We start from the raw sequence: 14957 nt of genomic DNA, 5'->3' as shown, positions 1-14957 counted from the left end.
TTGTTAATGATAGGACCATGTTAACTTTATAGTAAATATGGACTTAGCTTATATTTAACATAGTTATTTCACCTAGGACCCTTACACTTTAAACACCCTTTCAATTTCGGGAACAAGATTTTACCGGAAGGTATCGTCCATATTAATAGGCTTTCACGGGATAACACTTTGGTAACCCTTATACTGACTGGTTTTTATTAACATACTGGTTAACATGGTGGGCTTTATCACTTTAAAATATCCATATGATTTTCTAATTATGTTAAATTAACCATATTGTAGCCGTTTGCAAAATGCCGCTAATTGATTAACTGTAAGAAAGTAACAAAAAAGTAAGGTGACGATTGCCGTCAAGAATAAAAAAAGTCGTGAGGAAATCAATTGTACCTTGGGTTAACTCGAAAAAACTGCACAGAAAAACAAGCCTCAATAACAAGAGATGTTATGAGCGTATAAACTTAAGCGATCAGGGGCTTGAGGCTACGGAAATATTTAGGTTGATGGATTCTATCAGCAAGTATAACAGTTATTAATTGTGTAATACCTGCGAGAAACAAATCAGCTTTGATTGTGAGTCGGTCAGAGGTTTTGGTATTTCCAACAGCCATTGGATCTTTGAAAAATTGAATCGTCCTTTCGATGGTGCACCGGGTTTTGTATTCCGTAATCCACTCCTCAGAATCCCTGATAATACCGGGATACGAGCGAAGATCCTGACCAGAGGATGTATAAATCATTCGGCCAGAGGGCTTGTCCGTGCAGGGATTAGGACAATGGCAAAGGCGTTTTCTGCCATCCCAGTGGGTCTCAGGACAGATCCATTTAAATCTGTCACTTCGTCCTTTTTCCCTGGTCCATCCGCAAGGAGTCATAGCCTTAGAGGAATCTTTTGGGCAAAGAGGCCAGCCTGATTCGTTGTAACCGGGCTTAGCCAAACCGGTATTGGAGTTTCTAATGTTAAAAGGAATTAGTACCTTTTTAAACTTAAATTCTTCAAGGAGTAGGGGATACGTAGCAAAGGAATCAAATATGGCATCACCGAGAAATGTATCGTAAGAGACCTGGGGATGGAGTTTAAAGAAATCGGACAAAACGGGCTTTAAAGATTTGGAGTCGCTAATGGATTTATCCTCCTCCGGAGAGTCGGATTTCTTATCTACTTCGATTTCAGGATGTTTGGACATAAAATCCTCATCGAGAAACGAGATATTTCTAACGATGCCAAGCCCATTGGTCATAATGGCAAATTTGTAAGCATAGCAGAAACAACCGTTGATGTAAAGCTGTTTAACCTGATAATTGGCAGACGCGCAGGAGGGCATAAGGCCATAGGCCATTTTATAGACGTCGATATCAGGGTTATCTTTGTAAGCGCGTTTCAGTTTTTTGATAAGAGCGTTGATGAACTTGGGATTGTTCTCGGTCACATAAGGTTCAATACCGGAAGTATCGAACACCAGGGTAGAAGCTAGTTTAGCGTCAAGGCTTTGGCAAATAGGCTCTGTGACGTCAACCAAATGATGGAAGAGAGATTCGATTTGAAGTACAAAATCCTGTTTAAACCTTGTAAACCGGGAATTGTCGGGGACTTTGTAAAAACCACAGAACTCTCTGGCTTCACGACAAAGGAGTAAAAAAAGAATCAGTAGTGAAACCGTGGGAATACCGAGAACTTTCTGAAGAATAAGAGCTGCTAACATGGAGGTTAGGGAATACTCCCGGTCCCTACCCAGGCTTTTGTAGTAGGACCAATAGAATGGAGCAGGGATAAGTGATGATAAATCCATGTGTTTTGACAGCAGTTCGAGGAATTTTGATTTGTTGTTTTGTAAAACCTCTTCACAGTCTCGATACGTATCAGTCAAAGAAAGTTGATAAAAATGTTTTACCATTTGTTCTTCTCCTTTATGAGTAAAATTTGGTGTGCATAGCTATATTTTACAAGATCTAGAGGAGAAGAACAATTAAAATTGAAGCTTTAAGTCCTTGATATTCAAGGGCTGCAAGGTTTCGCAAACGTCTATAACCATATTGTAAAAGGAGAATAAAAATGAGTTTTGGTAAATATTTTGAAGAATTTGAAGTGGGGAACATAATAAAGCACTCCAAAACAAAAACAATCATGGAAAGTGATAACAATTTGTTCGCCTTGTTAACTATGAATCATCATCCAGTACATTTAGATATTGAGTACTGTAAAAAGCAACAGCATGGAAAGATATTAGTAGTAGGTACTTTTGTCTTTAGTTTGATTGTAGGGATAACAGTGTCCGATATTAGTGGGAAAGCGATAGCTAATTTGGATTATGAGAAAATAGACCATGTAAAACCAGTTTTTATTGGGGATACTTTAAGAGCAGAGACAGAAATCTTAAATATTCGTGAATCTAAAACAAAAAACGATCGTGGTATTGTATATGTAGAAACAAGAGCTTATAACCAAAATAATGAATTAGTGTTATCTTTTAGGCGTCACGTATTGATAAAAAAAAGAGAGGAAAAATGTATATGAAAGATAAAGAATTTTTATTAAGGAGTATGTTATTTGTCCCGACTTATAAAAAAAGCTTTATGGATCATGCTTTAGAAACAAATGCCGATGCTCTAATTCTTGATTTAGAGGATTCAGTACCTTTTGCATATAAAGAAACTGCTAGGCAAAACTTAAGGGACTATCTAAATAAAAGTAAATTTAAAAACATTACTACATTCGTAAGATTGAATGACATTGAGAGTAAATTGCTGTTTAAAGATTTAAATAGTATACTACATGAAGATGTAGACGGATTTGTACTTACAAAAGTGTATTCTTCTGATGATATGATTTATTATGATAATTTGATTACACAATTGGAAAATGAAAATGATATAATAGAAGGTCATTTCCGATTTGCTCCACTTATTGAGACTACATCAGCAGTTCTTGACATATATAATATTGCCAAATCCTCTAGTAGAAATATAGCATTATTATTTGGTGGTGAAGATTATTTAAATGATTTAGAAGGTTTGCATGGAGAGCCTCCATTAACATTTGATTATCCGAGGGCTGTAATAGCATTAGCAGCTAGGGCTGCAGGTGTTTTACCAATAGATACACCGTATTTGTCATTAGATGACTTTGACGGCTTTGAAAAAGAAGAAAATATTTCTTTTGAAATGGGGTTTGCAGGCTGTTTGTTAATTCATCCAAAACAAATTAATCTTGCGCACAAATGTTTTACTCCAAGAGAGGAAGAAATCGAGAGATCAAGAGATATTGTAGAAGCAATTGAAAAATCAAAGGTCGAAGGATCAGGGGTAGCAATGTTAGGTAAAAAAATGATAGGTCCACCAATGGAAAAAAGGGCAAGAAAAGTCCTAAATTTAATAAAGGTGATTAAGGAAAAAGAGCAGAGATATGAAAAAATGTAATAGTTTTTTGTTTATTCCAGCAAACAAGTATAAATATTTTTATAATAAAAAAATTTTAGATGCAGATGCAGTTATTATTGATTTTGAAGATACAATTATTCAAGAAGATATTTTGGAATATATAAATGATATTAATTACATACTTGATGACATTTTTTTAAAACATGTGTATTTAAGGGTAAATTCTGAAGAATATTTCAAAATTGTAGGAAATATTAATTTAAAAAAGATAAATGGGATTATGATCCCCAAATTTTGTTTGGACAACATGAATATAGGTATTTTGCATAATATAATAAATTTAAAAAAAGAAATATTGATTTTAATTGAATCACCTAGAGGTATATTAGATTTAAAAGAAACCTTGCAAAATTTTAGAATTATGGGAGTTTTTTTTGGAAGTGAGGATTACATCTCAGAGATAAATGGATTAAGAAATCGAGAAAATATGCTATATCCAAGATTAAATATTCTTAATATATCCAAGGCTTTTGGAGTGTATTGTTATGACACTATTTTTCCAGATCTAAATTCCGAAAATTTATTTAAGGAAGAAGTTGATTATTCACACGAAATGGGTTTTGATGGAAAGTTAGCTATTCATCCTTCTCAACTAGATTACATCAATAAAAGATTTAAAATCTGTATTGAGTCAGTGGAAAAGTATAAAATGATTGTTCAATTATATTATGAAAATATAAAACAAAATAAAACAAATGTTATTGTGATTGATGGTAAAATATTTGAACCCCCTCATATAAAAAGATTCGAAAAAATGATAAAAGAATTTGAAGATGGAGGGAAGGACAGTGAGTAAACAAATATTAATAATGGGTGGAGAAGGAAATGGTGGAGTTATTGCTTCGGCTATTTTAGATATGAACAAAAAAGGATATAAGGAATATGAATTAGCAGGATATTTAAATGATTATGAAGTAGGTAATTTTATTAATGGATACCCAGTTATGGGAAAATTAGATCAGGTACATGAATTCGGGGAAAAAGGTTTTTATTTTATGTGGGCCGTTCATATGATTGGTCATGGCAAAAAAAGAAGAGACTTGTTTTATAAGTTAAAAGTTCCAGAGGATAGATTAGTGAAGATAGTTCACCCTAATGCGTTTGTAGCCGACAATGTTACAATTGAACCAGGTGTGTTTGTTATGGCAAATTCGTATGTAGGTCCCGCTACAATATTGCGAAAATGTGCTCTAGTCATGGCAAACTGTGTAGTTGGCCATAATGATGATATTGGAGAATTATGTCATTTATCTGCTGGCTGTAATGTAAGCTCCTATGTAAAAATAGGATATGCATCGGATGTTGGTCTTGGGGCAGCAGTATTGGAAAAAGTAAGAATAGGAAATTATTCCGTAGTAGGGGCCAATTCGTTATTAACAAAAGATATTGAAGATAGTGTAATTTATGTTGGTTCTCCTGCAAAATTGCATAGAAGAATAGAAGAATAAGTGGAGGGGTTAGATGAAAGGGATTATTTTGGCTGGGGGAAACGGATCAAGGCTTTATCCGATAACAAAGGCTATTAGCAAGCAGTTATTACCTATATATGACAAACCAATGATTTATTATCCATTATCTGTCTTGATGCTGTCTAAAATAAAGGAAATTCTTATCATTTCTAATCCGGAATATATAGATTTTTATAAAAACTTATTAAATGATGGTTCTAAATTAGGAATACAGATAAAGTATAAAATTCAAGAAAAACCAAAAGGGCTTGCAGATGCATTTATTGTTGGAGAAGAATTTATAGGTAGAGACAATATATGTCTTATTCTAGGAGACAACATATTTTATGGTCAAGGATTTGTTCCAAGATTGAATAAAGCTGCTTCTTTAAAGGAAGGCGCAGTAATATTCGGCTATTATGTAGGTAATCCAAAAGAGTTTGGTGTAGTTGAATTTGATGAAAGTGGTAATGTATTATCTCTGGAAGAAAAACCCGAAAATCCAAAATCAAATTATGCAATTCCAGGGTTGTACTATTATGATAATTGTGTAATTAATAAAGCGAAAAGTCTAAAACCTTCAGCAAGAGGAGAAATAGAGATAACAGATTTAAATAGAGATTATTTATTAGAAAACAAGTTAAAGGTGGAGGTTTTAGGAAGGGGTTTTGCATGGCTTGATACAGGGACTTACGATGGACTGGCTAATGCCTCTGATTTTGTTAAAACGATTCAAAAGAGAACAGGATTATATATAGCCTGCCTTGAAGAGATTGCTTATAACAATAAATGGATAAGTAGAGCAGAACTTATTAAATTGGGAAAGGAATATGAAAAAACGGAGTATGGACAATATATATTGAGAATTGCAGGTGAAAATAAATGATTTTATTAGTAACAGGAGTAGCCGGATTCATAGGAAGTAATTTTGTATATTATTATTTAAAACAGCATAAAGATTCAAAAATAATAGGTTTGGATAGCTTAACATATGCAGGAAATATTAACAACCTTTCTAGGTTAACAGAAACAGAGAAAAAAAGATTTAGATTTATTAAAGGAGACATATGTGATACCGAATTAATTAAAAATATATTTAACGAGAATCAAATATACGGAATTATTAATTTTGCTGCAGAAAGTCACGTAGATAGGTCAATTCATAACCCACATATTTTCTTAAAAACTAATGTGCTTGGAACCCAAATACTTTTAGATGTTTTTAAGAAGAACTATGACGAAAGCAAAAACATGAAGTTTTTACAGGTTTCAACTGATGAAGTCTATGGGGCATTGGGAGCGACAGGATTTTTCACCGAAAAAACACCGCTTAACCCGCACTCGCCATATTCAGCAAGTAAAGCAAGTGCTGATTTAATAGTACAAGCATATCATGCTACTTTCGGATTAAATATTAACATTACAAGATGTTCAAACAATTATGGCCCATATCAATTTCCAGAAAAATTAATTCCCTTAATTATAAACAATGCATTAATTCATAAAGTATTACCAGTATATGGGGATGGAAAACAGATAAGAGATTGGTTATATGTAATAGACCATTGTAGAGCAATTGATATGGTTTTTCATAAGGCCAAAAGCGGAGAGGTTTATAACATAGGTGGACATAATGAACAAGAAAACATAGAAATAGTTAAAAAAATATTAAGAAAGTTAAGAGAAAAAACAGGAGATAAAGAAATAAATGAAGGCCTAATCAGATATGTAAAAGACAGACCTGGTCATGATAAAAGATATGGGATAGATCCTACTAAAATCAAAGAAGATCTAGGGTGGAAACCACAAATAATGTTTGAAGAAGGAATAGAAATAACCATAAATTGGTATTTGGATAATGCAGACTGGATTAGTAGTGTTATTTCAGGTGAGTATCTGGAGTTTTATGAAAAAAATTATGGCTGTGCTACTGCTTGTTGTTTATGATGGACAACACGACCACCCAAGGGAATAAAGCATTGTGAACAGCTTTAGTAGAATCAGCAAATGCTGCATCTCATACACGAAATACGTATTTAGCTGCTAAATATCATCGTCTTGCCGCTGGGCGAGGAAAGAATCATGCTGCAGTATCTGCAAAGATATTCCATATTGGCTTCTATCTACCATTTACTTAAAACACACTAAAGATATCGACATTTAGGTGCCAACTATATTGATGATACAAAAATACAAATCACCATCAGAAGATACATTAAAACGTTTGAAAACCTAGGGGTGAAGGTTCAGTTAGTTTAAAAACAAGATGAACTAAACAAGTATCTCAAGTCGAATCCCTAGAATTTTATATTTTGAGGGAGATGAAAGGGTGCTTTTTGCTAAATGTTGTAAACGGCTTGTTTGTGAACATGGAACAATTGAGCAATCCTATCCTCGCTTTTATTTCCATCGGGGCTATTCTCATCGGCAGCCAGCAATAATTGGCATGCATAATAGACTTGGCTGTTGCGGTTCCTTTAGAAATAAAACTTTTTTGCTCTTTTTCTGAATGGCAGACATGGTACTTAATTTGGTGTATGATATACACCTCTATTCAAAAAAGAGTATACCATAAGATAATACATTATATATGTTTATAGTTTGACAAATTACTAGTACTCTGTAAACACTAAAAATTTAATATGTCATTTGAATTTATATCTATAAAAAATTAGACTAAATGGCGAAAGTTTTATTACATTTTAAGATTCTACAGAGTACTAGTCCAAGCACGTGTGCAAACAAAAATTAAACAAAAAGGAGCCATGTAATGAATATATTAGTAGCTGGTGGTGCCGGGTATATTGGCTCACATACCTGTGTTGCCTTGCTTGAAGCAGGGCATACGGTGATTGTTGCAGATAATCTTTGCAACAGTAGGACAAAGGCTCTTGAACGAGTAAAACAGATAACAAATAATGAAATTACTTTCTACCAGATAGATGTGACTGATGAAGTAGCGGTCAATACTGTCTTTGGCAATCACTCGATTGACGGTGTTATCCATTTCGCCGGGTTTAAAGCGGTGGGTGAATCAGTATCACAACCCTTAGCATATTATTATAACAATGTTGTCAGTACTATGGTTCTCTCCAAAGCATGTCAGAAATATAAAGTAAATCGATTTATATTTAGTTCATCTGCTACGGTGTATGGAGAGAATACAGTCCCATTTGTAGAAACCATGAAACTTTTGCCTACCTCGAATCCTTATGGCGAAACAAAAGCTATGAGTGAGCGGATTCTCACCGATATTGCTAAAGTAAATTCAGACTGGTTGGTGGCATTACTACGTTATTTTAATCCGGTAGGAGCACATGAGAGTGGATTGATTGGTGAAGCTCCTACCGGTATTCCCAACAATCTAATGCCTTATATTACTCAGGTAGCAAAAGGCAAGTTAGCTAAGTTGCGTATTTTTGGTAGTGACTATCCAACGGTGGATGGCACGGGTGTTCGAGATTATATTCATGTAATGGATTTAGCGGAGGGACATGTGGCGGCATTGGATAAACTCACTAAAGGTGTGCATATCTATAATCTGGGTACTGGTCATGGCATTAGCGTATTGCAGTTAGTGAGGGCGTTTAAGGAAGCAAATGGCTTAGATCTGCCTTATGAGCTAACGGATAGGAGACCAGGCGATATTTCCGAATGCTATGCTGATGTTACAAAGGCCGAGAGAGAATTGGGCTGGACTGCTAAACGAGATTTAGTGGATATGTGCCGAGATGCTTGGCGGTTTGAGAAGAACTACGAAGGATAAACTTGCCTCCTAAAGGTTAATAATCTTATTTCTGTGTTTTTCTTATGTGAAGTCCAGATAAAAAGGGATTTAAATTAAAAAACATGAGCGTTGATTTTATATTATATTTAACGTCAAGATTTTAGTAGATTCATCCTATTCCGGGCCGCTTGTTCCAATTTAATCAGGCAATATGTAGGAGAATCTGAAAAAGGATGATCCTGAGGGATATGAAAAGTATGAGTTTTACAGAGAATATGCCTACCAGCTGGAATCGGCAAAGAATAAGGCAAAAATCGCGGAATATGACAGGCTGATTGAATATTGGGATCAAAAGCAGGATTCCTGGGCGGAAAGTTTTAAATATGGCGAGTAAGGTAACAGTGAATTTCTGGGAGCGGTTGGAACAATTGAGAGTGAAATAGGAAAATGATTTTTAGGCGAAAAGAAGACAGGGAGGTAATCCTGACTGAGATAGGTAGCGGGAATAATGATGCATAGAAAAAAATTAGGCATGATACTTTTTCTTTTATTTATCGGGTGGACCGGCATGATCTTTTATTTTTCCTCCCAGCCGCCGGAGCGATCCTATAGCCAATCAGGAATGACCGTGAAAATGCTCAGAACCGTCAATGATCTCTTTGACATCACGGACACCCACCTTTATGGGAAGCTGGAGCACGTGCTAAAAAACACCTGGCCCTTCAGTAAGTATCAATCAACGAATGCCGTAGTCAGGAAGAGCGCCCATTTTGGTATGTATTTTTTGCTGGGCATGCTATCCGCTGCCTTTGGCTATCTTTATGCCAAGAAAATGCTGATAGGTTTCTTATTGGGCGTCAGTCTACCTGTGGTGATCGCCGTACTGGATGAGTTTAACCAGGAATTTGTCGGCCGCACCTCCTCCCTAAACGATGTGATTATTGACGGCACCGGCGCTTTGACAGGCACCCTCATCATCATCTTTCTGACCGGCGTCGTCAAAATAATCCGGTCGGTGAACAGGAAGCTAAGAAAGTAGGGCGGCAAGGGGACGCTTTGCAGATGATGTAGAAGAGGATCTAACCATGGTCAAGGAGCAAGAGGAATATCAGAGGACTGGAGTGCGGAGTTTAGGTGTTGAGAATAAATGCGTCAAGATTTACTGAGATCCGCATCGTTAGAGGGTATACGATTAAGGCCTTGGCCCATGAGCTCAATATATCCCACCAAGCTATTTCGCAGCATGAGAAGGGAAGAGCCAAGCCGTCTCTCTGTGTGCTGGAGAAGCTGATCAGGCTGATGAATATCCCGGGAAGTTTTTTAGGGAAAGAGGATCTATCCACATATGACCGGTCCGCCCCTTTATTCTTCAGTCCCTTGAAGCCTGGGCAGCAAGGCGGGAAGGAACTGGCCAGGATTCTCGTGAAGTGGGCCTATGAGCTGGTTCATGAAATGGAGGGTACCTCAGAATCCTTGGCCAAAGATATCAACCTGCCTGATTTTCCGCCTGATACCGATGTGGATGCAAAGACAGGATTATTGCGGAGGTACTGGGGGCTGGGTTTAGGCCCCATTGATGATCTGACGGCAGTGCTGGAGACGAATGGATTTTATGTTTTGAATATGAATCTGGATAGACTGGAAGTGGATGCTTACTCTCAAATGCAGAACGGGCATCCTTTTGTGGTAGTGAACCGGCATCGAGGTTCTGCCTTGAAAGGGCGCTTTGCTCTGGCCCGGGAATTAGGCCATATTGTGCTGCACCGGCATAGTGGACCGGAAGAATGGGCAGATGATGAGCGCCGGTGGGAAATGGAAAGTAAGGCCCGGCGCTTTGCCGGAAGCTTTTTGCTGCCGGAAGACAGTTTTAGGCATAAGATGATCAGAACTAAGCCGGACTATTTTTTGACAGTGAAGAAAGAGTGGAAGGTTCCTCTGGGAGTCCTTTTGGACCGGTGCGTCCAATTAAACAGACTGGATGCTGAAAGGGCTGCCCGGCTGCAAAAGCAGATCTGGCAAAAAAAATGGCGCCTGGCGGGACCTTTGGATGAGGCGTTCATCTGGGAGAAGCCGGCGGGCATGCGAAAAGCTCTGGAGTATATCGTCTCAGACAGAAAAAGGGGGGAAGACTTCCTGAACCGGGCAAGATTCGCGCTGGCGGATATCGAAGCTTTGTGTGCGCTGGATGCCCATTTCTTTTCCTCCTTTGGCTTACCCGGCGGGATGGGAACACAAGAAATCCAGGACTATGTGTAAGGGGAGGACTTTTATCACAAAAATACCGTTTTCTTACAGGAATTTGGGATTTTCATGAAGAATATAGATATCCAGGATTTAATTTCAATTCCCAGGGTGTTTTTTGGGAAATTGATGCAGCAGATTGATTTCTTTTTATCTTTTTTACCAAAACTTAAAATTATAACAGAGGAATTTAGGGTCTGATTGCAGAATTATCTTATTCAGGTTATTATTGGGCTGCAAAATCATAATTCTAAGAGGTGTTTTATTCCATGGTTTTTCAACAACGTACCCTGTTTCTGATCCTTATTGATGCGATTTTGGTGAATTTAAGTACCATTTTTGCTTTATTGATCCGGTTTGACGGAGAGGTGCCCCAGACATATTTTGCCGCATTTTTTCATTTTGCCCCGCTGTTTACCGGAATTCTAATTGTTTCATTTTACATATTCGGACTGTACCGCCGGGCCTGGGAATATGCCAGCATCGGCGAATTGATTGCCGTGGTAGGGGCGGTAAGCCTAGGCAGCATACTGAACGTGTTTTTGGGATACTTTTTGAATAACGAAACATTCCCGCTGCCCCGGTCCGTGATCATCCTCACGTTCATTCTGCGCATCGTCCTGATCGGGGGATCCCGGATTGCCTGGAGATTATTCCGGGATTACGGCCTGGGCCTGAAGAGAGCCAAGGGGAGCAAGAGGGTTCTCATCGCCGGCGCAGGGGATGCGGGGGTTTTGGTGGCGAAAGAATTAAAAAGCCACTACAATGGCGGTATCGAGATCGTCGGTTTTATCGATGATGATGTTTCCAAGCAGAACATGATGGTGCAGGGCAGATCCGTCCTGGGCACCAGGAGGGATATTCCCCGTTTGGTCGAAAAGCATCGGGTAAAGGAAATCATTATCGCCATTCCGTCTGCGAGCGGAAAAGAAAAAAGAGCGATCGTGAACATTTGCAAAGAAGCCGGGGCCAAGGTGAAAATTCTCCCCGGAGTTTATGACTTGATTGACGGCACGGTCAAAGTGGATAAGATCCGGGAAGTGGAAGTGGAGGACCTGCTGGGCCGGGAGCCGGTCAAGGTGGATTTGAACGACATCACCCACTATATCCGGAACCAGGTGGTCCTGGTCACCGGCGGGGGCGGGTCCATCGGCTCGGAACTATGCCGGCAGATATGCCGCTATCAGCCCAAAACCCTTTTGGTGCTGGATTCCTGTGAAAATAATGTCTATGAAATCGATCTGGAGCTGAGAAAAACTTGTCCCCAGGTACATATGATTCCTTTGGTGAAAGATCTCCGGGACAGAAAGTCGGTGCTTCAGGTCTTCAAAACCTATCGCCCCCAGGTGGTATTCCATGCGGCCGCCCATAAACATGTGCCCATGATGGAATATAACCCGGAGGATGCCATCAAGAATAACGTCATGGGCACCTATCACGCGGCCCAGGCGGCGGATATGTTCGGCACGAAAAAATTTGTCCTCATCTCTACGGACAAGGCGGTCAATCCCACCAGCTTTATGGGCGCGTCCAAACGGCTGGCGGAAATGGTGATCCAGTACCTGGACATGATCAGCAAGACCAGCTATGTGGCGGTCCGTTTCGGCAATGTACTGGGCAGCACGGGAAGCGTCATTCCCTTGTTCAAGAGGCAGATTGCCGCGGGGGGACCGGTCACCGTTACTCACCCGGACATGGTGCGCTTTTTCATGACCATTCCGGAGGCGGTGCAGCTGGTGATCCAGGCGGGTGCCATGGCCAAAGGGGGAGAAATCTTTGTTCTGGATATGGGGGAACCGGTGAAAATCATGGATTTGGCCCGGAGCTTAATCGAATTGTCCGGTTTGGAGCCGGGAAAAGATATCGATATCCGGATTACCGGGACCAGGCCGGGAGAAAAATTATACGAGGAATTGCTCACTGCCGAGGAAGGTCTTACGGCGACAACGCACAAAAGGATTTTTGTGGCCAAACGGGGGAATATTCTGCCCGAGTTGATTGAGGAGAAGATTATCGGGCGCATTATCAACGGAGCCCTGCCCCAGCACGAACGGGATGCCCTGCTCATGATCCGGGAGCTTTTGCCGGAATTCAAAGAGAAGGAGGCGCGGGCTGCCGCTCCCAAAGCACCGGTTCAGCGGACGAAGGGACACGCTCCCCTGGAGGATACGGAAGATAAAGGAACGGCCGGACAGTGGGCCGGGATGGAAAAAGCGGGCGAAAAGCTGGTGGCAGGAGCGGAAACAAGCTAAGGGTAAGGGGTCAGGATAGCAGCTTGTTAAACATTTTCAAAGCCGGTTTCAAATAAGAGATTCATCCAATCCTGCCGGCAATGTAGTATACGGGAAATGAAAATTTCGTCTTTGCCAATGCGATAGAAGATGAGATATGGGTTCACAACAATACGCCGATATCCTGGCTCGACCAACGACAGATCATTCGCTGGGAGCACGCTTCCCATACGAGGATTACCAGCCAGTTTCAAAATTGAATTTTCAATTCGTTCCAACATGTTAGCGGCAGCAATTCGGTTGTCTTCCGAAATATAATCGAAAATGCTGTCCAAATCATCTACCGCATCCCGCGTATAGCATATTCTATACTTCGCCATGAACGCGCTCCCTCAGCCGGGAAAACACTTCGTCATGCTCGACAAGGTCACCTCCGGCAATCTGTTTGTCTGCCGATGCCAGCTTTACTTGGAGACGAATCCATGCTTCACGACGGCAAAAAGCTTCATGGCTCATAACCACAAGGTCGTTTTCGCCATTGTTGGTAATGATGATAGGATCATCTGCTTCGTGACAGAGCCGGGAAAAAGTTTTGTAATCCGAACGAATAACTGATGACGGCTTAACGAGCATCACGCCAGGACTTCGATATTTGTTAAACATAATAGGAACCTCCTATCAATTATCTATCAATAGTCTACCATATATTTCCCCAAAAAACAACGTTTAAAGCTGTTGAAAGATGTGGGGGGCATCAAAGAAAATTTCGGTAAAGTAAAGGAGTTGCCAATAATCATTTTAGTGTAAATATTGGGAGCTATTATTATTCGTGCATGAAGAAAAAGAGGAATTAGGAATAGCAATGCGCCGTATCGGCGCAAGTTATGTTTTTGGGCAAAGTTGGAAATATTAGAGATACGGACACTGTTAGGATGATACAGTGCTGCAATATAAAAAGAGCAGGCTTGACAAAGGAGATACGATATGACTGAGAAGATTGCTCAACTTGTTGATTCGGCCGGGAATCTGCCCCGGGAGATCCTGGAGCAATATCAGATCCGGGAAGTCCCCTTTTACTATTCTTTTGACCGGAATACATATTTTCGGGAAAATGCCGACGGCGATACGGGTGATTTTTACCGGCAGATGGAGAGGCACCCCGATCAGGCCCCCTCTACCTCCGCACCCAATGAGCATGATTGGGGGCAGGCTTTCGAGGAAGCCTGGCGGAACGGTTATCGTAAGATACTGGTAACCACCATCTCCTCCGCTTTATCAGCCAGCTTCAGCAATGCCGTGCTGGCCCGGGACAGGTATTTGTCCGAGCGGAAGCATGTGCAGATCGAAGTGATTCCTTCCCAAACCTGCAGTTGCGGTCAGGCGGCTCTGGAAATCAAAATTGCCCAGATGATTCATGAAGCCCAATTATCCTGGGACGATATCTGCACCAGAATCAAAGCCATGGTTCCCCTGGTAACCACGCTTTTTACGGTGCAAAACCTTTTTTATATGAAGGCAGGGGGAAGAATCGGGGGAGCGACCGCTTTGCTGGGACAAGTTCTCAATATTAAACCGGTATGCGAATTTGTGCACGGGGTGGTGCGGCCGGTGAAGGCGGTAAGAGGCCGAAAAAAATCTTTGATCGCCATGGTAAATGAAGTGGGCACCCGCCTGAAGCAGGTGTCCAACCCGGTGATCTGCACCCAGAATGCCCTCTGCGCCGAGGAAGAATCCTTCATGATCCAATATCTGCGTTCCGGGCTGGATTTTGACGGCCCTATTTACCGGGGGATGCTGGGGGCGGTGGTGGGAGCTCATTCCGGACCCGGTTCCATCGGCATCGGTTTGGCCGGAGAGAATAGCGTGTAGGCCAGA

General features: G+C 40.3%; 14 protein-coding genes. 11 read left to right on the top strand and 3 right to left on the bottom strand.

The features are described 5' to 3' along the window. Nucleotides 1-458: 458 nt before the first annotated feature. Nucleotides 459-1892 carry a transposase gene (locus DCMF_RS06595; protein WP_148133689.1) on the bottom strand — a complete coding sequence of 478 codons (1434 nt, stop codon included), beginning with the start codon at nt 1890-1892 and terminating at the stop codon, nt 459-461. A 158-nt stretch (nt 1893-2050) separates the two neighbouring features. Between DCMF_RS06595 and DCMF_RS06590 the strand changes: the two genes are divergently transcribed. The 10 genes from DCMF_RS06590 (at nt 2051) to DCMF_RS06545 (ending at nt 13103) form a co-directional block, all read left to right on the top strand. After that, entirely contained in the window at nt 2051-2512 is a 462-nt protein-coding gene (locus tag DCMF_RS06590; RefSeq protein ID WP_148133688.1) for a MaoC family dehydratase, read from the top strand. Further along, nucleotides 2509-3414: an HpcH/HpaI aldolase/citrate lyase family protein gene (locus DCMF_RS06585; RefSeq protein WP_214659155.1), complete on the top strand. Its 906-nt coding sequence runs from the start codon at nt 2509-2511 to the stop codon at nt 3412-3414. The genes DCMF_RS06590 and DCMF_RS06585 overlap by 4 nt, the downstream gene beginning before the upstream one ends. Continuing rightward, nucleotides 3401-4231, top strand: coding sequence for an HpcH/HpaI aldolase/citrate lyase family protein (locus DCMF_RS06580; RefSeq protein WP_148133686.1), 831 nt, complete (start codon nt 3401-3403; stop codon nt 4229-4231). The genes DCMF_RS06585 and DCMF_RS06580 overlap by 14 nt, the downstream gene beginning before the upstream one ends. Continuing rightward, nucleotides 4224-4883 carry an LbetaH domain-containing protein gene (locus DCMF_RS06575; RefSeq protein ID WP_148133685.1) on the top strand — a complete coding sequence of 220 codons (660 nt, stop codon included), beginning with the start codon at nt 4224-4226 and terminating at the stop codon, nt 4881-4883. The genes DCMF_RS06580 and DCMF_RS06575 overlap by 8 nt, the downstream gene beginning before the upstream one ends. Nucleotides 4884-4896: 13 nt before the next feature. Continuing rightward, on the top strand, nt 4897-5769 hold the full coding sequence (gene rfbA / locus DCMF_RS06570; protein ID WP_148133684.1) for a glucose-1-phosphate thymidylyltransferase RfbA: 873 nt from the start codon (nt 4897-4899) through the stop codon (nt 5767-5769). Further along, complete coding sequence (rfbB, locus tag DCMF_RS06565) at nt 5766-6830, top strand: dTDP-glucose 4,6-dehydratase (protein WP_148133683.1); 1065 nt, start codon at nt 5766-5768, stop codon at nt 6828-6830. Before rfbA ends, rfbB begins: the two co-directional genes overlap by 4 nt. 823 nt (nt 6831-7653) lie before the next feature. After that, nucleotides 7654-8649 (top strand): UDP-glucose 4-epimerase GalE, encoded by a 996-nt coding sequence (galE, locus tag DCMF_RS06560; RefSeq protein ID WP_148133682.1) that lies wholly within the window; start codon nt 7654-7656, stop codon nt 8647-8649. Nucleotides 8650-9118: 469 nt separating this feature from the next. Further along, nucleotides 9119-9649: a VanZ family protein gene (locus DCMF_RS06555; RefSeq protein WP_148133681.1), complete on the top strand. Its 531-nt coding sequence runs from the start codon at nt 9119-9121 to the stop codon at nt 9647-9649. 95 nt (nt 9650-9744) lie between these two features. Continuing rightward, nucleotides 9745-10866 (top strand): XRE family transcriptional regulator, encoded by a 1122-nt coding sequence (locus DCMF_RS06550; RefSeq protein WP_148133680.1) that lies wholly within the window; start codon nt 9745-9747, stop codon nt 10864-10866. Between the two features lie 254 nt (nt 10867-11120). Beyond that, nucleotides 11121-13103 (top strand): nucleoside-diphosphate sugar epimerase/dehydratase, encoded by a 1983-nt coding sequence (locus DCMF_RS06545; RefSeq protein ID WP_148133679.1) that lies wholly within the window; start codon nt 11121-11123, stop codon nt 13101-13103. Nucleotides 13104-13129: 26 nt separating this feature from the next. Here DCMF_RS06545 and DCMF_RS06540 read toward each other — a convergent pair whose 3' ends face one another. Beyond that, nucleotides 13130-13462: a type II toxin-antitoxin system RelE/ParE family toxin gene (locus DCMF_RS06540; protein ID WP_148133678.1), complete on the bottom strand. Its 333-nt coding sequence runs from the start codon at nt 13460-13462 to the stop codon at nt 13130-13132. Beyond that, on the bottom strand, nt 13449-13745 hold the full coding sequence (locus tag DCMF_RS06535) for a type II toxin-antitoxin system Phd/YefM family antitoxin (RefSeq protein WP_236860207.1): 297 nt from the start codon (nt 13743-13745) through the stop codon (nt 13449-13451). The genes DCMF_RS06540 and DCMF_RS06535 overlap by 14 nt, the downstream gene beginning before the upstream one ends. Nucleotides 13746-14066: 321 nt before the next feature. Here DCMF_RS06535 and DCMF_RS06530 point away from each other — a divergent pair, with 321 nt between their 5' ends. Continuing rightward, complete coding sequence (locus DCMF_RS06530) at nt 14067-14951, top strand: DegV family protein (protein WP_148133677.1); 885 nt, start codon at nt 14067-14069, stop codon at nt 14949-14951. The last annotated feature ends 6 nt before the right edge of the window (nt 14952-14957 follow it).

The sequence above is a fragment of the Candidatus Formimonas warabiya genome (assembly GCF_002777255.1).
Taxonomy (GTDB): Bacteria; Bacillota; Dehalobacteriia; order Dehalobacteriales; family Dehalobacteriaceae; genus Formimonas; species Formimonas warabiya.
Note: the sequence above shows the minus strand (reverse complement) of the source record. Positions and strands in the feature narration are given on the sequence as shown.

Excerpts from the sequence above, each read along its gene's own strand:
- DCMF_RS06530 (WP_148133677.1), top strand. The coding sequence starts at position 14,067 with ATGACTGAGAAGATTGCTCAACTTGTTGATTCGGCCGGGAATCTGCCC.
- DCMF_RS06595 (WP_148133689.1), bottom strand. The coding sequence starts at position 1,892 with ATGGTAAAACATTTTTATCAACTTTCTTTGACTGATACGTATCGAGAC.
- DCMF_RS06535 (WP_236860207.1), bottom strand. The coding sequence starts at position 13,745 with ATGTTTAACAAATATCGAAGTCCTGGCGTGATGCTCGTTAAGCCGTCA.
- galE (WP_148133682.1), top strand. The coding sequence starts at position 7,654 with ATGAATATATTAGTAGCTGGTGGTGCCGGGTATATTGGCTCACATACC.
- DCMF_RS06585 (WP_214659155.1), top strand. The coding sequence starts at position 2,509 with ATGAAAGATAAAGAATTTTTATTAAGGAGTATGTTATTTGTCCCGACT.
- DCMF_RS06540 (WP_148133678.1), bottom strand. The coding sequence starts at position 13,462 with ATGGCGAAGTATAGAATATGCTATACGCGGGATGCGGTAGATGATTTG.
- rfbB (WP_148133683.1), top strand. The coding sequence starts at position 5,766 with ATGATTTTATTAGTAACAGGAGTAGCCGGATTCATAGGAAGTAATTTT.
- DCMF_RS06545 (WP_148133679.1), top strand. The coding sequence starts at position 11,121 with ATGGTTTTTCAACAACGTACCCTGTTTCTGATCCTTATTGATGCGATT.
- rfbA (WP_148133684.1), top strand. The coding sequence starts at position 4,897 with ATGAAAGGGATTATTTTGGCTGGGGGAAACGGATCAAGGCTTTATCCG.
- DCMF_RS06555 (WP_148133681.1), top strand. The coding sequence starts at position 9,119 with ATGATGCATAGAAAAAAATTAGGCATGATACTTTTTCTTTTATTTATC.
- DCMF_RS06580 (WP_148133686.1), top strand. The coding sequence starts at position 3,401 with ATGAAAAAATGTAATAGTTTTTTGTTTATTCCAGCAAACAAGTATAAA.
- DCMF_RS06590 (WP_148133688.1), top strand. The coding sequence starts at position 2,051 with ATGAGTTTTGGTAAATATTTTGAAGAATTTGAAGTGGGGAACATAATA.